This is a genomic window from Bifidobacterium sp. A11 (genome assembly GCF_000499185.1).
In the GTDB taxonomy this organism is placed as follows: domain Bacteria; phylum Actinomycetota; class Actinomycetes; order Actinomycetales; family Bifidobacteriaceae; genus Bombiscardovia; species Bombiscardovia mizhiensis.
This window is the reverse complement of sequence record NZ_AWUO01000006.1, coordinates 104,309-124,726: the sequence shown is the minus strand read 5'-3', so window position 1 is coordinate 124,726 and position 20,418 is coordinate 104,309. Positions and strand designations below refer to the sequence as shown.

Here is a 20,418-nt window from a genome sequence, read left to right as displayed (position 1 = left end):
AGCCATTCAACTTCCTCCCGGAAGAAGAACCGCCGTGTTGAGCAGCAAGAGATAAACTTACCACGAGCCAGCCAAAACGCAACTCGGCCCTCCCACAAGCACCCTCAAAACCAGTAATAACAAGCCCTTAAACGGCGTGTCGTTACATGTCCCATTCTTACTTTGAGCCTCGCGAAGATGGGACTTCAGCGTGCCGTCTCTGCTTCATGCACACACTTTATTCACACAGTATTGCTTGAGCCACTGCTAGGTCGGCGTGTCAGCATGGTCTTTTTGAATTCCGGTCATGGCCGGCTATATCCGATGCGGGGTTCGCATTCCGCCCGCGATCGCCAGTCATCCACACACCACGAATGACAATGTTGATATAGGTGTATATTCGCGCACCAAGTTGGCCTTCGACTCATTGAGTCTATTAACGGATGGTAAGACGGGTGTATGAGCACAACAATTGCAGTACTGACCGGGGCGGGCATCTCGACTTCAGCCGGCATACCTGATTTCCGCGGGCCTGACGGGGTTTGGACCAAGCATCCTGATCAAATGAGCGTCTATGACCTGGATCTGTTCATGAGCGACCGGAAACAGCGGGAGTATTCATGGCGGTGGCAAAAGGAGTCGCCTGTATGGAAGGCCCAACCGGGAGTGGCCCACAAGGCACTGGCCAAGCTGGAGCAGGCAGGCATGCTGAACCTGTTGGCTACGCAGAACTTCGATGCCCTCCACGAGAAAGCCGGCAACTCCGAGGACGTCATCGTCAACCTTCACGGGACCATCGGCACCTCCCACTGCATGAAATGCGGCCAGGCATACCGGACAGCCGACATCATGGCCAAGCTTGATCAAGAGCCCGACCCACACTGCCATAAGCCCATGCCCTATCAAGGCAACATGCCTTGCAACGGCATCATCAAAACTGATGTGGTCTACTTCGGTCAAGCCCTGCCTGAGGGCGCCATGGAGAAGAGCATGAGGCTGGCCAGCCAGGCCGATCAATTCTGGGTGATCGGCTCCACCTTAGAGGTGTATCCTGCGGCCTCGCTGGTACCGGTGGCAGCCCAGGCAGGGGTACCAATCACTATCATGAACATGGGCTCGACCCAGTATGATTCTTTGGCAACCCGACTCATCCACGAACCCATCGAAGAAGCGCTGCCCAAACTCGTTGACAAGACCATCGCCGGCCAGAGTTGATTCCCCGACTGCTCTACCTAATTTTTGGATCAGAGTGACGATCTGCAGATTCCTGAAGGATCCTGCGAGAACCTGCGGGATCCTTCGAGCAAGCTCAGCAATGGGGATGGCCACTATGGCTATTCGCCCGGTCATGATCCTTGTCGCGGAAGCTTGGAAGACGGGCACCGGACCCTGGTTTCGATCGGGAAACCAAGTCAGTAGTTCTGATGGACCTGGAAACCTCGGCTTCGCAAGGTATCCAGAATCTGAGTGATGTGGTCGGGGCCGTTGGTCTCTACAGTCACCTCCAAGAGCACGCCGTTGTCATAGTGGCCGGAAGATTTGAACTGGTCGTGGTTGAGCTCGATCACATTGGCACGCAGATCGGCCAGAACCGTAGCCACATTGACCAGCTGGCCGGGAACGTCGGGCAGCTCCACGCCAAACTGCATGATGCGTCCGCGGGAGATCATCCCCCGCTGGATGACTGCACCCATGGTGACCGTGTCGATGTTGCCGCCCGAGATGATGGGGACGATCACATGCGGCCCTGGGGCCGACCGGAAGACATCGGACTGCAGATCCAACTGTCCTAGGGCTGCCAAGGAGACGGCACCGGCTGCCTCGACCACCAGTTTGTGCTTCTCCAGCATGAATAGGATCATTTCGGAGATGTCGCTTTCGGTCACCTGGACCAGATCATCCATATAGCGGCTGAGCAGAGCATAGTTCAGATCGCCGGGACGTCTGACGGCCACACCCTCGGCAGCCGTACGCATCTGGTCTGCTGCGACCACATGGCCGGCTGTCAGAGACTCACGCCAGGCCGGAGATCCTACTGGAGTGGCTCCAATGACTCTGACCTCAGGCTTAAAGGTCTTTACGGCGAGCGCAACACCAGCGCCCAGCCCACCTCCACCCAGGGGAACCACGATATCGGTGACATCAGGCACGTCCTGAAGAATCTCCATGGCGATGGTCCCCTGACCGCAGACGACCTCGTAGTCGTCAAAGGGCGGGACAAAGGTCATGCCGCGATCACGTGCCAGCCCCAAGGCGTAGTCAGAGCTTTCATCAAAGACCTCGCCCTGCAGGACAACCTCGGCACCATAGGCCCGAGTGGCATCGACCTTGAGGGGCGGCGTGATCCGGGGCATGACAATGGTGGCCTTCGCGCCCCGGCTGCGGGCAGCAAAAGCCACCCCCTGGGCATGATTGCCAGCGGAAGCGGTGACGATCCCGCGATCCAGCTCGTCCTGATTCAGCGAGGCCACTTTGTTGTAAGCTCCGCGAATCTTGAAGGATCCGGTCAGCTGCAGATTCTCCGGCTTGAGCAGAACACGATGGCCTATCCGAGCACCCAGGTCATCGGATTCCTCAATAAGGGTGTGGCGGGCCACACCTTCCAGACGTTGGGCGGCTTTTTGCAGATCAGCGGCATGATCGGCCTCGAGACAGGCAGTGATTGTTGAAGTATCCATGCTCCAAGTATGGTCGGCCAGGCCCGACCAATGGGTCCGCCGTCAACATGGTGGACACCCAAACGTACTGGAAATCAAAACATGTGAGCAATCGAACGTTTGGGCACCCGAAGACCAGACAGGTATGAGAGCAGACCTTATACAACCGAAAACAACCTGACCAATAGTCAAGCGAACCACCAACCACCGGTGAGTTTGACGGACTTCACGAGCAGTCACCGATAGTGGCTGGTGGTCACCGGTGATGGCTGGCGGTCGCCTGCCTTACTTGTCGTCTGTGAGCTGCGCATGCGCCTCGTCAACCACGGTATGGTCATCGCGGAAGTCGTGGGAGGCCACGGGCTCATCAGCGTCACGGGCCACGCCGGCACCCAGGTCGGCCAGCAGCAAAGTGACCGCGGTCGGGTCATTGACCCGCAGTCGAGCCTTGGTCTGGCCCGGCCCGACCTTGATGGTCCAGCCCTTATCGGGCATGACGGCGAACATGGTCTCGTCCGTTTCATCATCGCCCAGAGCCATCATGAAGTCGTAGTCACCGCTGTTGACGAAGGGCAGGATGGCCTGGCCCTTACTGGTGGCCACAGGCGTGACCTCAACGACCTTGGAGTTCTCCATGATCATCAGTCCCAGACCGACCACAACGCCACGCAGACGATGGAGCAGATCCTGACGCTCCTGTTCGGCCACCTGGGCATCGCTCATCCGGTAATGCCAGGCCACTGCATCGGACTTGCTCTCCACGAAGGAGCGGGGGACCCTGGTGGCCGACTCATCCATGATGGGCCGGATCACCTTCTGCCAGGTATCGGAGTCCGGCAGACCCTGCGCCCGCTGCCACTCGTCCGAGTTGCTGCCAGGCAGGTTGCGGTTCCAGGCGCCATGCTCAGCAATCAGCCCCACCGGCAGGTCACCGAACCAATCCTGCATGATCTGATGGCTGCGGCCGGAGACCAGCAGGAAGTCCACATCGGGATTGCTCCCCACCTGGGTCAGCAGGCGGCGGAGGGCTTGGGTGGGCTTGGCCCGCTCAGGACGACGAACCAACGGGGTCAGCGTCCCGTCATAATCACACAGGACCAGACGACGATGGGCGCCGTCCCACTGACGAACGATGGCGTTGTGGTGATCCATACGCAGCCTCCTATCAGTCATGCCCGGAGCGGACACCTGCCGCAGGGAGTCGAGGAATGAGGTGCACCAGTTGGCTGCAGTGCGCACCTTGAGGCGGGCCTGCATACGGATGTTGCGCCGCTTGGACTCCTCGGGGGTGATCTCCAGGGCGTTGTGCAGGGCCTCACAGACCATGTCGATGTCATAGGGGTTGACGATGAAGGCATCCGTCAGCTCGTCGGCGGCCCCGCACATATCCGACAGAACCAGAGTGCCGTCGCGGCCGTCATGGCAGGCCAGATACTCCTTGGCCACCAGGTTCATTCCATCACGCAGGGGGGTGACCAGGGCTACGTCGCCGGCCGTGTAGATGCCGCAGACCGGCTTGATTGACAGGGAACGAGTGATGTAGTGGATAGGGGTCCAGGCCAGCAGAGAGTAGCGGCCATTGATCTCGCCCACCAGCTGGTCCACCTGGGCCTTGAGCCGCTGATAGGACTCGACGACCTCCCGCGACGGAGTGGCCAGCAGGTAATAGGTGACATGGCCTACCCACTCGGGGTACTTGTCCAGCATGCGGCCGAAGGCCTGAAGACGCTCGGGCAGACCCTTGGTGTAGTCCAGACGATCCACCGAAACAATGACCTTGTTGGAGCGACTGCCCACCGAGGAGGCCGCCTGCTTGGCCAGCGTGGACTCGGGGATGTCCTCCTTCATGTAGTGGCTCCACCAGTTGGCATCCGAAGCGGTGGCTTCGTTGGCCGCCACGCCCTCGGCAGTCACCGAGGTGCGGTAGCGATGCCGCGGGGACTTGCCGCAGACCTCGTCGATCCCTCGACGCATGGCCCGAGCCAGGCTGGAGTGGGCGGTCCGCCGGTAAAGGTTGTAGTCGATGCCGATGGGGAAGGCGTCGATGGCTGCGCGGTGGCCATCAGGCATCTCGACCACACCGTCCCGGTTGACCGGCAGTTCGGGCAGCAGCCTGTGCAACGAGGCCAGGAAACTGGCAGAGAAATCCACCGTATGGAAGCCGATCAGGTTGGCGCCCAGGACGCCCTCCAGGATCTCGCGGCTCCAGGGCAGGGAGCGGAAGATCTCAGCACTGGGGAAGGGCACGTGCAGGAACCAGCCGATGGAGGCATCGGGGTAGCGTTCGCGCAGCATCTTGGGCAGGAGCATCAGATGGTAGTCCTGGATCCAGATGGTGTCGCCCTTGCGGATGAGCGGCTCCACCACCTGTGCGAAGCGCATATTGACCTTGCGGTACATCTCCCAGTCCTCCTGGCGGAAGACGGCCTCGTGGGAGAAATCATGGAAGAGCGGCCAGAGGGTGTTGTTGGAGAAGCCGGCGTAGTATCCGTTCAACTCCTCCTTGCTCAGAAAGATAGGGATGCACCGACTCTCCCGGTAGGCCTGCCGGATGCCGGCCAGTTCCTTTTCCGAGTACTTCTGCGGATCGATGCCGCTCCAGCCGATCCAGAGGCTGTCCTTATGGGAACGGTGGTAGGGGCCGATGGCCGTGGCCAGACCCCCCACGTTCTGGTGCAAGGTGTAGGAGCCGTCTTCCTGTGCCTGCAGTGACATGGGCAAACGATTGGAGACAATGATCAGACGAGACATGCAACCCGCTTTCTTTTCCCGTCCGTGCCGGAATCGTCGGGATTGACCACGGCGCGGACCCATCGCCCCTGGACCCGGGGACCCAACCGGTCCCACAGGCCCATCGGGGCATCGCTGACTTCCACTCTAGCCGGGAACGCGTGTGAACGGCGGGGTTTTCATCAGAGTCGGTAAACGAAACCCTCCCATGGGGAGAGGCGACCGGTCAGCAGGGAGCTGGCAGTTTGCTCGGGCCGGTAGGTGGATATGAGGATCCGGTCGGGATCCACCGCACCAAGGGCCACGGAGGTGAATCCGGTCTGATCCAAGCCCAGAAGCGCTGCGGTTTCAGGCGGTAGTGAGGCCGGTCGGCTGCTCAGATTGACCACAACCAGCAGGCGCTGGCAGGGCAGGGCATCCAGAACGCTGGCTGCCTCGGGTCCCGACTTGGGCTCCGGCGCCTGGTCCAGGGAGCGGGTGAATGAATAGATCTGGTCCGCATCCGGGTCCAGAAGGGTGAAGTCGCCGGCTGCCACGACCGGATTGGTGTGCCGCAGGCGAATCAGCTCACGGTAGAAGGCCAGGACCGAATCAGGGTCACGCTGTTCAGTCTTGGCGTTGACCTTGTCGCGGTTAGCATTGACTGCCAGCCAGGGCTCCTTGGGAGCGTAAGAGGCCGTGAAACCGGCGAACTTGGTGGAATCCCACTGCATGGGGGTACGAGCATTGTCGCGGCTCATATAAGCCAGGGCGGCCATCATGGACTCCGGATCCTGCTCGTGCGCCTGGTCGACCCGCTGATGGTAGAGGTTGATGGATTCCAGATCCTGGTACTGATCAAGGCTGGTAAAGCCGGCGTTGGTCATGCCCAGCTCCTCACCCTGATAGATGTAGGGGGTCCCCCTATGCATGTGCAAAAGGAGCCCCAAGGCCTTGGCCGAACGCGAGCGCAGCTCCTCGCTGGAGGTGTCGCCCCAACGGGAGACGATCCTGGGCTGGTCGTGGTTGTCGAAGTAGAGGCTGGCCCATCCGGCCTTGGCCACGGCCTGCTGCTGCTCGTCCATGACCGCCTTGAGCTGGGAGACTTGGAAGGGGCGGATGTCCCACTTGCTGTCCCCGGTGTCAACCTCGGTCTGAGTGAAGAGGAAGAGCATGTCCAGCTCATGGTTGGCCGGGTCGGTAATCTGCCCGCTGCGGGCAGGAGTCAGGCTCGGAGCCTCCCCCACGGTCAGGTAGCCCTGCCGACCCTGGAAGACCTCGCTGCGCATCTGTCTGAGGAACTCGTCCAGCCGTGGGCCGTCCACGCAGAAGGGCACCGAGGACGAGTACCCCTCGGGCCCCACAGGACCGTCAGCGATGGTCGAGCCGTCCTCGCCGGGCAAGCGGCCCTCGGAATCGACAGTCTTGGAGATCATGACGATCACATCCATGCGGAACCCGTCGATGCCCCGGTCCATCCACCAGTTCATCATGTCGAAGACGGCCTGACGAACCTGGGGGTTCTCCCAATTGAGGTCAGGCTGCTTCTTGGAAAACAGGTGCAGATAGTATTCGCCACGCTGCGGATCGTACTGCCAGGCAGAGCCTCCGAAGTAGGAGCCCCATTGGTTGGGCTCTGCGCCTGGGGTTCCGGGTTCGTGGCCTGCCTTGGCGGGACGCCACCAGTACCAGTCGGCATGCGGGTCATCCTTATTGCGGGAGGCCTGGAACCAGGCGTGCTCATCCGAGGTGTGGTTGACCACCAGGTCCATGACCACCTTGATGCCCCGACGGTGGGCCTGGTCCAGAAGCTCGTCCATATCGTCCATGGTGCCGAAGATGGGATCGATGTCCTGGTAATCGGCAATGTCATAGCCGTTGTCGTCCTGGGGGGACTTGTAAACCGGGCTCAGCCAGATCACGTCCACGCCCAGGTCGGCCAGGTAGTCCAGCCGTTGGGTGATGCCCGGCAGGTCACCATAGCCGTCACCGTTGGTGTCCTGGAAGGATCGCGGATAGATCTGGTAGACCACTGCGTTGGCCCACCAGGGATTGGGGGTGGCTCCGTTGGTCCGTACCCGGTCGGGCAGCTGCATGCGTTCTTCCTGGGTCATGGTCCTCCTGGCCGGACGGGTTCGGACGTCCTTGTGCCACCCCCACTATAAATCACCCATTCACCCCTGGTTGGCCTGCTCCTCATGATGGACGCGGAAGGCAAGCTCAGCCAGATGGACACCGTGGGTGAGGAACTCCTGGGTCCGGCAGACGTAGTCATGCTCGCGGCCCAGGCGTGCCAGATAGCCGTTGATGTAGTCCACCTCGGTCGGGCGGCCCTTGGACATGTCCTGGTACATGGAGGGGTAGTGGAGGGGATTACCCACGCGGCTGACGTAGTCCACCTCGTCCAGAGTCTCCTGCCGGGTCTGGATCAGCTGCTTGCCGGCCCGCTCGCAGGCGTCATAGGCCTCGTCGATCAACTGGCGGGACATATCCTTGGCGCCCGGGTAGGAGACGAACTGGCCCATGGTGATCTGGTACATGGTGCAGATGGTGTTGACCACCGAGTTGAAGATGATCTTGGCCAGGCAGGTGCCCTCGAAGTTCTCGGTCAGGATTGGGTTGAGATTGGCGGCCTTGAAGTCCTCGGCCATCCGACGCTCCAGGTCGGTGGTCTCCTCGGTCATGGCGCACAGATGCACGGAACCAGCTCCGGACTTACCGATGAAGTCCACATCGCCGGGCCCATTGAGGACCGTGCCGATCATGGCTGTGCCGCCGTAGATGCGCTCCTTGGGGAAGTACTTGAGCAGCTTGTCGAAGTGACCCCAGCCATTCATGGCCGAGTAGACGACCTGATGGTCGCGGAAGAGAGGGGCGCAACGCTCCAGAACAGCCTCCAGCTGCATCTGCTTGAGCATAATGATCCAGACATCGGGGTCGCCCTTGTATTCCTCGGGGGTGTAAATGTTGACGGGCACCAAATGCCGATTCTCATGATCGCGGGAGACATAGACGCCTCCCTGGTCATGAACCTTGTCAATATTGGGCATCCAGGTATCCACGAAATCCACCTGCAGGCCGGCCTGCTCCTGCAGCAGCACGCCCAGACGATAGCCCATGGCTCCGGCACCGATGACCGTATAACGCATCGAAACACACCCTCTTTGTTCTCTTGACTAGACAACGCACCTCCGGGGACCGGCCCGGGGGATACCAAGCAGTATGCCGAGGCGGCAGAAGGGAACCAAGGCGACGGTCGCATGGTGGACATAAGGACTGGAATATGCCTGAATTCCTGCACCTTGGAGGACTTGGCCGCATACACGGACATCCTGCAATCCCGACGAAAACGTCGACCTAGGCTGGAACCCATGCAGAAAGAACAGAGAGGAGCCGGAGGGATGGACCGGCGGAACCTGGCCATCCTGATCCTGGTGGGCGTGATCAGTGGATTCCTGTCGGGGATGTTCGGCATCGGCGGCGGATCGATCATCGTGCCTGCGCTGGTCTGGACCGGACTGCAGCAACGGCAGGCATCGGCCACCTCCCTGGCCTCCATGATTCCCATGTCGCTGGCCGGTGTGGCCTCCTACGCCTTGGGCGGGCATGTGGACTGGCTGGCGGCCCTGCTGCTGGCCGTGGGCACGGTCATTGGGGCGCAGATCGGCACCTGGCTGCTGGACAGGCTTCCAGAGGTGATCCTCAGGTGGCTCTATGTAGGCTTCCTGATGGCAGTCATTGCCCAGCAGCTGCTGTCCACGCCCTCAAGGGAAAGTAGCATCCAGCTGAGCCCGGCGGTGGCCTTGATCATTCTGCTGGTCGGCGTCCTGATCGGAACCCTGTCAGGGTTGCTGGGCGTAGGCGGCGGAGCCATCGCGGTGCCTGCTCTGGCCCTGCTGGGCGCCAGCGACCTGATCGCCCGAGGGACCTCCCTGCTGGCCATTCTGCCGAGTTCCCTGTCAGGGACATTCACCAACCTGCGCCACCACCTGGTCCACGCCGGTCAGGGGCTGCTTCTGGGCATCGTGGCTGCCCTGACCACACCGGTGGGCACCTGGGCGGCCTCGGGAGTCAGCGCACGAGTGGGCGCCAATCTGTTCGCCGCCTACCTCTGCCTGATTGTCCTGCGCTGCATCTGGGCGGCCCTTCAGGTCACCCCGGCCTTCCAGCGGTACAGGGCCAATCACAACCATCACTGAAAAAAAAACAGGACTCAGCCCTGGCGGTGTCGGGCGAAGAAGTCGGCAAGAATCCCGGCGCATGCCTGTTCACACACGCCGCCCAATACCTCGACCTTTGATCCGGTATGCGGGTCACGAGGCAGATCCCAGACCGATCCGCAGGCTCCCATCTTGGGATCCCAGGCTCCGAAGACCACCCTGCTGAAGTGACAAGCCATCAGGGCTCCAGCACACATGGGGCAGGGCTCCAGGGTGACGACCATGGTGCACCCTGCCAGATCCCAGCCCGCATTGGACCTCCGGATGGCCTCTATCTCGGCGTGAGCCAGGGGACGGCCCAGGGCCTGCCGCTGGTTGAAGCCCCGGCCAATGACCCGATCCGAGGCATCCAAGACCAAGGCACCCACGGGAACGTCCCCACGGTCTCCGGCTATGCCGGCCAGCCGCAGGGCCTCCTCCATGGGCGCCTTCCACCGTTCTTGCACGGGTTCAGTCTGGCAGTCCAGCCCGACAGGTCGGTTCAGTTAATCATGCCGGCGATGCGGCGGCGCACATGGTGCAGGTGGCCCTTGGGCCGTCCAGATGTGTCGATGCCCCGCTTGGCCAGGAAGGCACGAACCATCTTGTCGCCTTCGCTGAAGATCAGAACCGTCAGTCCAATCCCCAGGCAGATGAGCCACTGGCTTGCGCTCAAGGGGGCCATGCCCAGAACGCCTGCAACCGGAGCCAGATACATGGCCCCCGCATGGATGCCCAGAGCCACGAACGAAGCCACCAGCAGGAAAGTGTTGTCCAAGGGATTGAGCTGGACGATCAACCTGTTCTCGGACCTGGCCGACATGGCGACGAAGAAATTGAAGAGGACCAGCAGGGTCAGGGCCATGGTCCGAGCGTGGGCCAGATCCATTCCCGCATTGATGTTGAGGCGGAACAGGACCAGGATGCAGGTGGCCATCCAAAGCCCGCAGACGGCAAGTCGCGCCCAGAGCACCCGCGAGAGCAGGCCCTCTCCAGACGAACGCGGGGGCGACTCCAGCTCATCGCCGTTGCCTGGTTCGAATCCCAGGGCGATGTCCTGGACGCCGTTGGTGACGAAGTTGATCCAGAGCATCTGCAGGGGCAGGAAGAGCAGGGGCTCCTCGGCAATCACATTGACCCCCACGGCGATCATGGCGGCTGCAGCTGTAGAAAGAAGGAAGTAGGCGGACCCACGGATGGCCTTGAAGATGACCCTCCCCTGACGCACGGCCTGGGTGATGGTGACGAAGTTGTCGTCGGTCAGAACCACATCGCTGGCCTCCCGGGCCACGTCAGTGCCGGAACGGCCCATGGCGATACCCACCGAGGCAGCCTTCAGTGCCGGGGCGTCATTGACGCCGTCGCCGGTCACAGCCACCACATGACCCTCGTCCTGCAGGGCCTCCACAATGCGCAGCTTGTCCTGGGGGGAGACGCGGGCGGCGATGGAGGTCTCACGCAGACGGGCCCGGAGGACCTCGTCGCTCATCTCCAGCATTTCGCTGCCGGTCAGCGCCTGATCGGTGTGCTCCAGACCCAGGCGGCGGCCTATGGCGGCTGCGGTCACCGGGTGGTCACCGGTAATCATGACCACGCGGATGCCGGCCCCGGCGCATTCGGCGATGGCCTCGCGCACGCCGGGTCGAGGCGGGTCGAGCATGCCCTCGAGCCCTAGGAAGGTCAGGTCGTCAGGTCGACGGCGGGAGGCGGGATCCTGGTCAGAGGAAAGGACCCTGCTGGCCACGCCTATGACGCGCAGCCCCTGGGAGCCCATGGCTTCATAAGACTTGTGTACGGCCTGGGTATCCAAGGGAACGACCTGGCCATCCGGGTCCAGCATGGTTCGACTCATGGCCATGACCGCGTCCGGAGCGCCCTTGACGTATTGGGTCAGAGTGCCGTCCGGGCTGCGGCGGATGGTCATGGAGTGGAGCAGCTCTGGCTCGTAGGGGGTCTCCATGACGATAGGAGCATCCAGGTCTTCAACGGTCACGGCCCCGGTCTGGTCGGCCAGGCGGGCCATGGCCATGTCGACCGCGTCACCGCTGTACTCGATGCCGCCTTGTTCATTTGGCTGTCTGTGGGCCTCATTGGTCAGAGCCCCGGCCCGAGCAAGGGCGGCCAGACCGCGCATACGAGCGTCGTCGGATACGGCTGCTGCGCCCAGGTCCAGGCCCTCGACGGGGACCGGCTGGCCACCGCCCAGGGTGAACTGTTCCACGGTCATGCGGTTCTGTGTCAGCGTACCGGTCTTGTCCGAGCCGATGACGGTGATGGAACCCAGGGTTTCAACGGCCGGCAGTGAGCGGACGATGGCATGGTATTCAGCCATCCTTGAGACACCCAAGGCCATAGCCACGGTCAGCACGATGGGCAGGGCCTCGGGCATGGAGGCCACCACCAAGGAGACCGCAGACAGGAAGGCCCCAGTAGCATCGCCATTGAGGATGGCTCCGCCGATGAAGACGAAGATGGCCACCAGGATGACGGCGACGGCGATGCCCACCTCAGTGCGGTGAATGATCCGCTGCAGGGGCGTGCGGCCCTTGGCCACATGGACCAGATCGTTGATTTCGCCCAGCTCGGTGTCAGAACCAGTGGCCACCACCAGCCCGCGTCCACGGCCGCTGGTGACCATGGTGCCCGAGAAGGCCATGCATCGCCTGTCGCCCAGGGCTGCATCGCGGTCCACGGGGTCCGTATTCTTCTTGGCATCCTCACTCTCACCCGTCAGCATGGCCTCGTCGATGCGCAGGTGAAGGGCCTCGATCAATCGCAGATCGGCGGGGATGCGGTCGCCGCTCTCCAGGAGGACCAGGTCGCCCGGGACCAGCTGGTCGGCGTCAATCTGCTCCATCCTGCCCTGGCGCACCACCCGTGTGGTGGGGGTGGACAGGGTGGTCAGGGCCTCCACGGCCTTGTCCGCCTTGGATTCCTGCACATAGCCAATGATGGCATTGAGAAAAAGGACCAGGAATATGGCCGCAGCGTCCACATAGTGCTGCAGAAAAATGGTGATGATGCCGCAGACCATCAGAACGGCGATCAGGGGGCCGGCGAACTGCTCCAGGAAGAGCTTCCAACGGGGTTTGGCCTGGGCCTCGGCCAGGCTGTTGGGCCCGAAGATTTCCAGTCGGCGTGCGCTCTCCTGCGTATCCAAACCTTGGTCCCCGGTGCGCAGGGTCTCCAGCACAGCCGAGGTCTCTAGGCTGTGCCAATCGGTGTCGTCGAAACGCATGTCAGTCCCTGCTGCCGCTGCGTTCTGATTCTTAATGCTTGTAGATGTCATGGATGATGTCATCGGTCAACCTGGCCTTTCCAAACCGGATCGGTCATTTGTCCCCGCATGCGACCCTCTGCAGTCTTTCTTGCAATCTTCCTTCTGGACCGGGGGATGTCCAAAAGCATCGGGGAAACGATAGCGTGCGCGCAAGTCCCCGGGGTCAAGAGATGGGGCTCCATGGTCAGCCGCCGCAAGCAGTGCCCGCTGGGAGGTTCGGAGCCTTCCCGGTCTTCATGAGTATACCGATTGAGCCGGCTCTTCATACACTTACGGGGGTCCCCGGGCCGGATTTTCACAAATGTTCGCCTATCGCGAGCACAGTCTATCCACCATTTCGCCTTGAGGTGTCAACTTAGCGCACATTGTCCATTAATACTGTTCCTGGATATCGCGATTCCGTATAATGGACGATGCGACGTCGATCCTCATGCGACCCTGCACTCGGAGATTCCTTCATTGGTCGAACGAACCCTGCTAGTCGGGCCTGCGGCAGCCCGCCCGGGATTGCGTGGCGGAAAGGAAGCCCGTGGAAACATTCATCCTCATTCTGTGCATACTTGCTGCCGTCCTCGTCTCTTCCTTCATCTCCAGATTCATTCCCCGGATCTCCACCCCCCTGGTCCAGATCGTCCTGGGCGCAGTAATGGCCCTGTTGCCCATTTTCCCGCGGATGCGGCTGGATCCTGAACTGTTCATGGTCCTCTTCATCGCGCCCCTGCTCTACTACGAGGCCCACACCATCAACAAGGTGGAGCTGCTCAAGGGCTTGCGATCATCCCTTTCCCTGGCCATTGGCCTGGCTGCCCTGACCATGATCATGGTGGGCGTCATCCTGCATGCCGCCTGGCCCATGTTTCCCCTGGCTGCAGCCATGGCCCTAGGCGCCGCACTGGGGCCCACCGATGCCGTGGCTGTTTCCTCCTTGGGCGAGAGCGCCGACCTTACACCGGACGAACATTCCATTCTTGCCGGTGAATCGCTCTTCAACGACGCCACTGGCGTCATCGGCTTCCAGTTCGCCATCCTGGCCACCGTGACCGGCTCCTTCTCCCTGCCTCAAGCCCTGGGCGAGTTCCTCCTCGAGTTCGTGGGCGGCATCGGTTTCGGCCTGATCATGGGCTTCGTGGTCAACTGGCTCTTTGAGTCCGCCCGCCGCCTGGGCTGGGAGACCACTACCACCAGAATCCTGCTGGAGCTCTTCCTTCCTTTCCTGATCTACATGGTAGGGCAGAACATCCTGCATGTGTCCGGGGTCCTGGCCGTGGTCTCCACCGGGCTGCTGGTTCGCTTCGACCACACCGGAGTAGGCCCCAACACGTCCAAGGCCAACATCGTCTCATCCAGCGTCTGGAAAGTGCTCTCCTTCAGTCTCAACGGCGCGGTCTTCGTCCTCCTGGGCATGCTGCTGCCGGCGGCCATGGGCACCAGCTGGCGAGATCGGCGGGTCAGTAATTGGATGTTGGTGGCCACCATCACCCTGGTCTGCCTGACCGTGATCGTGCTACGCTTCCTCTGGACCGCCAGCGTCCTGATCTTCACCAAGGACCATGAGACCGGCAGCAGACGAAGGATAACATCCAAGCTCCTGAGGTCGGCGGCCGTCATGACCTTCGGCGGGCCCAAGGGGACCATCACCTTATCCCTGGCCCTGACCATCCCCTATATGACCGACGACGGGTCTGCCTTCCCCATGCGCAGCGAGCTGATCTTCGTGGCCGCCGGAGTCATTATCGTCACCCTGGTGCTGGCCAACTTCGCCCTGCCGCTGCTGGCCCCTTCACAGAGCAGTGAAGTTCCGGCCCAACAGGTCGAAAAATCCATCAAGGTGCTCAGAGGCACAGTCCGGGAGCTCTCCAGCAGGATCACTGACGAGAACCGACTGGCCATCCAGCACGTGATCAAGCAGTACAACCACCGCATCGCCAAGCTCAAGTCGCGGATCGGCCAGTATTCCCCCAAGGACTTCCAGGACCTGCAGGTGCAGACCATGGAGTGGGAGCAGGATTACATGGAGGAACGGCTGAGCCGGATCGAAGAGGCCCAGGATCAGCTGGAGGAACGGCTCAAGAGCAAAGACGCCAGTATTGAGCAGGCACCTGCATCAGCACAGCCTGCGACCGAGGCCGAACCCAGCACCGAGGCCGAGACTGTGGCCGACAGGGATGCCGACGCCCAGCTGATCGACCAGCGCAGCGAGCGTGGCGACGACCAGGATGAACTGCTGAATCTGCGCAGCCAGGAACAAGCCGCCCGCAGGATTCTGTCCACCATATCCGGATCCCTCTTCCACTTGGACAGGGGCGGAGAGCTCCGCTGGAGGGCCTACACGGCTCGCAGGCGACTCAGGGGCCTGCTGCACAGCCAATTCCACCGCCTGAAGCACCTGACCCAGCCGATCGACAAGGACCGCGTCTTCGTGGCCGGACGCCATCTGCAGGCGGAAATGAACCACTTCCTGATTGAAAAGCTCTACTCCGAGCTGGGCAAGGGCCGCTTCAAGACCGAGGACCTGCTGAACACCATCATCAACCACCAGATGATCGAATCTTCGGCGGAGGGAAAGACCGAATACGCGGGCATGCCTGCCGTCAGAGATCAGGTGGAGGAGGCCAAGCGCGAAGGGTATGCCATCGAGCTGAGCCAGATCCAGGACATGGTCGAATCCGGAGAGATCTCGCGTACGACAGCCAGGAAGATGCGCCGCAACGTCTACGTCATGCAGGTCGATGCCGACTCGGCCCTGTGAGCCGTTCTACATAAGGCCCGAGGTCACGTCGATCTCGCCCAGCCACTGGCGAAGGTCGTTCATCTCGCGCATGTCGACGGCATGGTCCAAGTGATCGTACTCGGTGGTGTGCAGCCATACGTGCTCGTCCAGCCAGGCGGCCAAGGCCCGGAATTCGTACTTGGGCACTGTCGTGTCATCCGAACCGAATCCCAGGAAGACCGGCTTGTTCAAGCCAGCCAGGCGCTCATCCGCCGGAGCAGTGCCGGGCACCAGGCCTGGGGCAAGGAATCCGGACAGGCATATGGATGCCCGGTAGCGCTCAGGGTTGACCCGAAGCAGATGAACCGCCAGCATGGCTCCCTGGGAGAAGCCCATGGCCACCACAGGTCGGTCCTCGGGGATGTTGGCTGAAACCCAGGCGTCCACAGCCCGAGCCGCTGCGTAGCCATCCCGATCCAGGTCCTCCTGTTCGGGGCGCATATCGTGAAACCAGGTGTAGCCAGGGCCGAACATGCCGCGTTCGCTGCCCGGCACCACCATGGGCGCCCGCAGGGATGCATAGTCGTTGTAGGGGGCCACGTAGCGCATCAGGTCAGCCATGTCCTCCTCGTTGGAGCCCCAGCCGTGCATCAGTACAAAAATGGGCCGCGAGGGGTTGCCTGTGCCCTGCTTGCGGGACCAGCGGACCTGCTCGACCTTAAGCTCCTGCCCAAAACGTCCGGGCACCACCGTGGAGGGCCGGCCCACCAATCCGCCATCATCCTTTTGTGCTTGATCCATATCTGCCACGATAGTCGACTGGTCCGGTCATTCAATGCTGGCTCATGAGCGGCTCAGCCTGGCCACCCCACTGGCCCTGCAGTCCGGTCACCTGGGCCTTGCTGCCCACCACCATCCAACGCTTGCCGGTCAGCATCCATAGATCCTGAGGCTGCAGCCCGCCTCCGTAGCGGGAGAGCAGGTCAGGCACGCGGGCGCGGATAGGCCCTTTGGCCAGGGAAGCTGCTGAATCGTTGTCGAAAACCACGTAGGCCATGGTCGTATCCGTGCAATACCGGGCCTGGGAGATGCCCACATACCCGTCTAGGCCGATGTCATGCCAACCCGAAGCACACTGACCGACAGCCTTGTCGATACCGCCGGTCATAGCCTGGGCCGAACTGATGGGCGCTTCGTCACGCGCAGGAGCCTTGATGATGCCCTTGGGAAAAGAGTTGGCGATGAGCAGGCCTGCCACGGTCAAGAGCATTCCACAGATCAGAAGAATAATGCCCGCCGAGCCCACGGATGGCCGGTTCGGGATTGTTCCGGAGTGACGGGCTATGACGACCAGGATTATGGTCAAAAGGGCAAAGGCCACGGAGACGCCCACCCAAGCCGAGATGCCCACTTGGCCTATGACCCCCAGCCTGGAGGGGGCTATGGCATGGGCTAGTAGGGCAGCGCCCGCCAGAGCCGAGACTAGACCCGTAACTGCCGCAAATCGACTCCAGATGTTGGCATGGGCTATCTGAATAGGGCGCTCATCAATATCAGGGCGAGGAGGATAGGAGGCTGGCAGACCCTCGTCATACCCGCTGTCCGCCAGCCGCTGATCCAGCTGGTTGAATCCATCGGCCATCGACCTCGCCACCTTTCACGGTTGGTTTCAGTCTATGGGGGCGGACACATGCAGACCAGCGACGGCGGCCAATGCTTCACCATCCCAACATCCTGCTGGGCTGATAGATGGGTATATTAGAAGCACCTAGTTACTTATCGCCGCGACGTTCGGCACCAGCACAGGTCCGATGACGGCGAAAGAACCTGGAGCCCGGTTGGAGTTCAGCCCTTGATGTCTCGGGGATCCTTCTTGCCTATGGTGCGCTTGTCGCGGATTTTGTTGCCACCCTTGTTATGAATGTTGACCTCGCCGCCGCCGGACCGGTCTGCAAAGACCTTGGCCTGCTTGGTGGCCTCCGCCTTGGTAGCGAAGGTGCGGGAAACGCGTGAAGCCCCGGCCCGCTTGACTGTCCAGAGATTGCGATCCCCGTCGTATTGCACGTGATAATCAGCCATGATGGCCGTCCTTTCCATACTTCCCTGTACCCCCTCATCTTCCACTGCCCGACCTGAGCCACCGTGCTTCGACACTCCAGAATTTTCAGGAAAATTGCTCATCAAAGACCCGGCCCTGTGTAGCAACTCCTATCTCAAATACGAAGTGGCTCTGTGATTAGAGCGGAGTCCGGCAACAACTCGACATGATCCTGCAAATACCAAAAAGTACACGTATGGGTCCGGCAACGTCGAAGTACGAATAAGACCTGTCACGAACTACTTCTAATAAATACAAATAGGCTATTGTCGAATAATCCTGCTCATGCAGAACAGTCCGAACTTCTCATACGTCAGAACCTGGTTACAAGAAAAGCACGGATCACCGTATCAAATTAACACTAACAACCGATTACAAAGAACCATCCGACTCTGCACATGCAAGTGAGTTCATAACATTGATTGACGTAGCAGTGAACATCACCAAGCCCGAACGCTTTTTCTATAATCACATCCTCGATATCATTGGGATTTTTCACGACGGATTTTTCGATGACATCGGCATCTTTGATTCCGTAGGAGTCAACGATCTTGAGAACGGACTGGAATTAAAGGATAACCTCATAAACCAAGGAAACAGATGAATTCCAGTTCTAAACGACAAAAGCTACCTGAAGAAGAAATACGAAATAATATATCTCTTACACTGATGCTATGAGACAAAGGAAATGGACCATACCTGCTCTGATAGTCGGCTCAGTCCTCTTTTGTGTTATTCCATACCTATACCAATGGCTTACTGGCAACAACTCTGACTGGCAAGCTTGGTGGGCTTTTGGCACCTTCCTCATCGCCCTTATCGCAGCCATTATCGCTTATAAAGAGTACAGCGCCCGTATCAGCGCAACCGAACCGCTCATCATAGTTCGGGTTGTAAAGGTGAATGGCAGCAATACGGTATTTCTCACCAACGTAGGCGGTTCCATTGCCATCGATATTAAATTTTCGCTTTCGCCAGGACTAAGGCTAAAAAACTGTCCAGGCATAGAATATCTGGCTCAAAATCTTCCAAAGCTGAAACCAGACGAAGAAACCATAATTATCGAGGCACAGCACTTTGCCGCGGTTCAGATTCTAGTGGAATCAAACCATTCTCGCCAGATACTCCGCGTTGAGTGGAAAGATACATTAGGCAGACAGTACGTGAATGATAATCAAAAGCTTGACTTCGGCATTTATTCTTCAGCGTCTATTACTGAGAAATGATTTTCAAGAGTCTTCTTACCAAGAACCAACGAAAGCAGTTTAGGAATAAGGCGCTTCATAGAGATATACAGACTCGACAAGACTATGGTCAACAAACAACCATGAAAATACACTATATTCCATATGTTAGATCTGTGAAACAAGACGTGATCTCAAAAAATTACATCAATAAAAGCTCAAACTAAGTGCAAATATGACAGGTTTAAAATTCTAATCTTTATTGACACACCTGTAAATCCGACTGGAGCGGGCGACGGGAATCGGACCCGCCTCTGAAGCTTGGGAAGCTTCCATTCTACCAATGAACTACGCCCGCAAATCCGGCTACCGGGGTCAGGCCTCGGCCAACCGCATGCGAGTCACCATGGTAGCAGGTCTCAGCGATGTGCGCGAATCACCAACTCCGGGCACGATTGCGAGACAGGTCTTCAATCCACTTTCAGACGGTGCCGTCAGGCTCGATCAGGTCAGCCACCACCGTGGAGCAGGCTCCGAGCAAGGCGGCATCCTCACCCAAGGCCGAGCGGTCAACTACAAGGGGCCGCCGGAAATCAGTGGCCAGGGCATCGTTCATAGTCTTCTCCATGGCGCTCAGAAAGATGCGGTTGACCACCCTGGAGTCGCCAAGGACAGCTACGCGAGGAATGTCCATAAGGCCGGCAGGCATGGTCAGAACACGGCCCAGCAGTTCACCGGCCCGGCGCAGAATGCTAGCCAGATTGTCAGGATCCCTGTCCATTGCAGCAGTCAGCTTGGGAACACTGATCAGCGATTCCAAACAGCCGCGCTTGCCGCAGCGACACTGAGGACCGGTGGGGTCCACCACCACATGGCCGATCTCGCCGGCCGCGCGGTTGCAACCAGTCACCAGCTCGCCGGAGACCAGCAAACCTGCTCCAACTCCGTCGCCCAGATGGACCAGCAGCAGGTCGGACTGGCCTGAGCCGAACTGCTGCTCGGCCAGGACCTCGTTGTTAGCATCGTTGTTGACCGTCACCTCCAGGCCTGTCTTCTCATGCAGATAGCCACGCAGGTCGGTCTGAACCCAGCCCAGGTTGGTGGCATCATCGACCACGCCTTCAGCACTGACAATGCCGGGACTGGATACGCCGATGCCCATGATGGGATGGGTTGCACGTTGCATCAATGAATTGGTCAGCTCCCCGACCAAATCCAGGGGGACCTTGCCGTCAGCCGTGAGCGGGATCTCCTCACGCGCCACCACCTGCCCGGTCAGGTTGAGCACCGCTCCCCTGAAGACATAGGGCGTGGAAAGATCCAGGGCCAGGATGCTGCGCCCGTCAGGATTGATGCGCAGCAGCCGTCCCCGCTTGCCCGGCCCGGTGGATTTGCTATAACCCACCTCCATGAGCAGATGCTCGCCCAGCAGCTCGGCCACGATGTCCGATATGGCGACCCTGGTCAACCCTGAAGCGCGGGCCAGATCAGCCCTGGTCATACTGACATCGGGGTAGAGCAGCCTGAGCAGGATGGCTCGATTGTGGTGTCGCACCGACTTGGGCAGCGCCTTGGACAGGTTGCCGGTATTGCTGGTCATAA

Annotated in this window: 14 protein-coding genes and 1 tRNA gene; 4 read left to right on the top strand and 11 right to left on the bottom strand. The window is 60.3% G+C overall.

Features of this window, described 5'->3' with window-relative positions:
• The first annotated feature begins 438 nt into the window (after nt 1-438).
• On the top strand, nt 439-1,194 hold the full coding sequence (locus P273_RS0106090; protein ID WP_024627578.1) for a Sir2 family NAD-dependent protein deacetylase: 756 nt from the start codon (nt 439-441) through the stop codon (nt 1,192-1,194).
• Nucleotides 1,195-1,391: 197 nt separating this feature from the next.
• Here the strand turns inward: P273_RS0106090 and ilvA are convergent, their stop codons facing one another.
• The 4 genes from ilvA to P273_RS0106070 form a co-directional block, all read right to left on the bottom strand.
• A complete protein-coding gene (ilvA, locus tag P273_RS0106085) occupies nt 1,392-2,657 on the bottom strand; it encodes a threonine ammonia-lyase (protein ID WP_024627577.1) in 1,266 nt (421 codons plus the stop codon).
• Between the two features lie 264 nt (nt 2,658-2,921).
• The gene (gene otsB / locus P273_RS0106080) at nt 2,922-5,387 is read right to left on the bottom strand and encodes a trehalose-phosphatase (protein ID WP_024627576.1); all 2,466 of its coding nucleotides are present in this window, start codon (nt 5,385-5,387) and stop codon (nt 2,922-2,924) included.
• Between the two features lie 161 nt (nt 5,388-5,548).
• On the bottom strand, nt 5,549-7,459 hold the full coding sequence (locus P273_RS0106075; protein ID WP_024627575.1) for an alpha-glucosidase: 1,911 nt from the start codon (nt 7,457-7,459) through the stop codon (nt 5,549-5,551).
• A 60-nt stretch (nt 7,460-7,519) separates the two neighbouring features.
• Nucleotides 7,520-8,494: a ketopantoate reductase family protein gene (locus tag P273_RS0106070; protein WP_024627574.1), complete on the bottom strand. Its 975-nt coding sequence runs from the start codon at nt 8,492-8,494 to the stop codon at nt 7,520-7,522.
• Nucleotides 8,495-8,716: 222 nt separating this feature from the next.
• Here P273_RS0106070 and P273_RS0106065 point away from each other — a divergent pair, with 222 nt between their 5' ends.
• On the top strand, nt 8,717-9,544 hold the full coding sequence (locus P273_RS0106065) for a sulfite exporter TauE/SafE family protein (RefSeq protein WP_034524924.1): 828 nt from the start codon (nt 8,717-8,719) through the stop codon (nt 9,542-9,544).
• Nucleotides 9,545-9,558: 14 nt separating this feature from the next.
• On the opposite strand, the gene P273_RS0106060 is transcribed toward P273_RS0106065, so the two are convergent.
• Both P273_RS0106060 and P273_RS0106055 read right to left on the bottom strand, forming a co-directional pair.
• Nucleotides 9,559-9,987, bottom strand: a complete 429-nt coding sequence (locus tag P273_RS0106060) for a nucleoside deaminase (protein ID WP_024627572.1) — start codon at nt 9,985-9,987, stop codon at nt 9,559-9,561.
• A gap of 59 nt (nt 9,988-10,046) precedes the next feature.
• Nucleotides 10,047-12,782, bottom strand: coding sequence for an HAD-IC family P-type ATPase (locus P273_RS0106055; protein WP_253269585.1), 2,736 nt, complete (start codon nt 12,780-12,782; stop codon nt 10,047-10,049).
• A gap of 571 nt (nt 12,783-13,353) precedes the next feature.
• Here P273_RS0106055 and P273_RS0106050 point away from each other — a divergent pair.
• Nucleotides 13,354-15,573, top strand: coding sequence for a sodium:proton antiporter (locus tag P273_RS0106050; RefSeq protein WP_024627570.1), 2,220 nt, complete (start codon nt 13,354-13,356; stop codon nt 15,571-15,573).
• A 6-nt stretch (nt 15,574-15,579) separates the two neighbouring features.
• Here the strand turns inward: P273_RS0106050 and P273_RS0106045 are convergent, their stop codons facing one another.
• The 3 genes from P273_RS0106045 to P273_RS0106035 all read right to left on the bottom strand — a co-directional run bounded on the left by P273_RS0106045 (nt 15,580) and on the right by P273_RS0106035 (nt 17,613).
• On the bottom strand, nt 15,580-16,335 hold the full coding sequence (locus P273_RS0106045; RefSeq protein ID WP_024627569.1) for an alpha/beta hydrolase: 756 nt from the start codon (nt 16,333-16,335) through the stop codon (nt 15,580-15,582).
• A gap of 31 nt (nt 16,336-16,366) precedes the next feature.
• The gene (locus P273_RS0106040) at nt 16,367-17,176 is read right to left on the bottom strand and encodes a hypothetical protein (protein ID WP_024627568.1); all 810 of its coding nucleotides are present in this window, start codon (nt 17,174-17,176) and stop codon (nt 16,367-16,369) included.
• 203 nt (nt 17,177-17,379) lie between these two features.
• Entirely contained in the window at nt 17,380-17,613 is a 234-nt protein-coding gene (locus tag P273_RS0106035; RefSeq protein WP_024627567.1) for a DUF2188 domain-containing protein, read from the bottom strand.
• A gap of 693 nt (nt 17,614-18,306) precedes the next feature.
• Here P273_RS0106035 and P273_RS0106025 point away from each other — a divergent pair.
• Nucleotides 18,307-18,858 (top strand): hypothetical protein, encoded by a 552-nt coding sequence (locus P273_RS0106025; protein WP_024627566.1) that lies wholly within the window; start codon nt 18,307-18,309, stop codon nt 18,856-18,858.
• Nucleotides 18,859-19,100: 242 nt separating this feature from the next.
• Here P273_RS0106025 and P273_RS0106020 read toward each other — a convergent pair.
• Both P273_RS0106020 and P273_RS0106015 read right to left on the bottom strand, forming a co-directional pair.
• Nucleotides 19,101-19,174, bottom strand: a tRNA-Gly gene (locus P273_RS0106020).
• A 123-nt stretch (nt 19,175-19,297) separates the two neighbouring features.
• Entirely contained in the window at nt 19,298-20,416 is a 1,119-nt protein-coding gene (locus P273_RS0106015) for an ROK family transcriptional regulator (RefSeq protein WP_172637250.1), read from the bottom strand.
• Nucleotides 20,417-20,418: the final 2 nt, after the last annotated feature.

Excerpts from the sequence above, each read along its gene's own strand:
- P273_RS0106070 (WP_024627574.1), bottom strand. The coding sequence starts at position 8,494 with ATGCGTTATACGGTCATCGGTGCCGGAGCCATGGGCTATCGTCTGGGC.
- otsB (WP_024627576.1), bottom strand. The coding sequence starts at position 5,387 with ATGTCTCGTCTGATCATTGTCTCCAATCGTTTGCCCATGTCACTGCAG.
- P273_RS0106015 (WP_172637250.1), bottom strand. The coding sequence starts at position 20,416 with ATGACCAGCAATACCGGCAACCTGTCCAAGGCGCTGCCCAAGTCGGTG.
- P273_RS0106040 (WP_024627568.1), bottom strand. The coding sequence starts at position 17,176 with ATGGCCGATGGATTCAACCAGCTGGATCAGCGGCTGGCGGACAGCGGG.
- P273_RS0106025 (WP_024627566.1), top strand. The coding sequence starts at position 18,307 with ATGAGACAAAGGAAATGGACCATACCTGCTCTGATAGTCGGCTCAGTC.
- P273_RS0106075 (WP_024627575.1), bottom strand. The coding sequence starts at position 7,459 with ATGACCCAGGAAGAACGCATGCAGCTGCCCGACCGGGTACGGACCAAC.
- P273_RS0106055 (WP_253269585.1), bottom strand. The coding sequence starts at position 12,782 with ATGCGTTTCGACGACACCGATTGGCACAGCCTAGAGACCTCGGCTGTG.
- P273_RS0106035 (WP_024627567.1), bottom strand. The coding sequence starts at position 17,613 with ATGGCTGATTATCACGTGCAATACGACGGGGATCGCAATCTCTGGACA.
- ilvA (WP_024627577.1), bottom strand. The coding sequence starts at position 2,657 with ATGGATACTTCAACAATCACTGCCTGTCTCGAGGCCGATCATGCCGCT.
- P273_RS0106045 (WP_024627569.1), bottom strand. The coding sequence starts at position 16,335 with ATGGATCAAGCACAAAAGGATGATGGCGGATTGGTGGGCCGGCCCTCC.
- P273_RS0106065 (WP_034524924.1), top strand. The coding sequence starts at position 8,717 with ATGCAGAAAGAACAGAGAGGAGCCGGAGGGATGGACCGGCGGAACCTG.
- P273_RS0106090 (WP_024627578.1), top strand. The coding sequence starts at position 439 with ATGAGCACAACAATTGCAGTACTGACCGGGGCGGGCATCTCGACTTCA.
- P273_RS0106060 (WP_024627572.1), bottom strand. The coding sequence starts at position 9,987 with ATGGAGGAGGCCCTGCGGCTGGCCGGCATAGCCGGAGACCGTGGGGAC.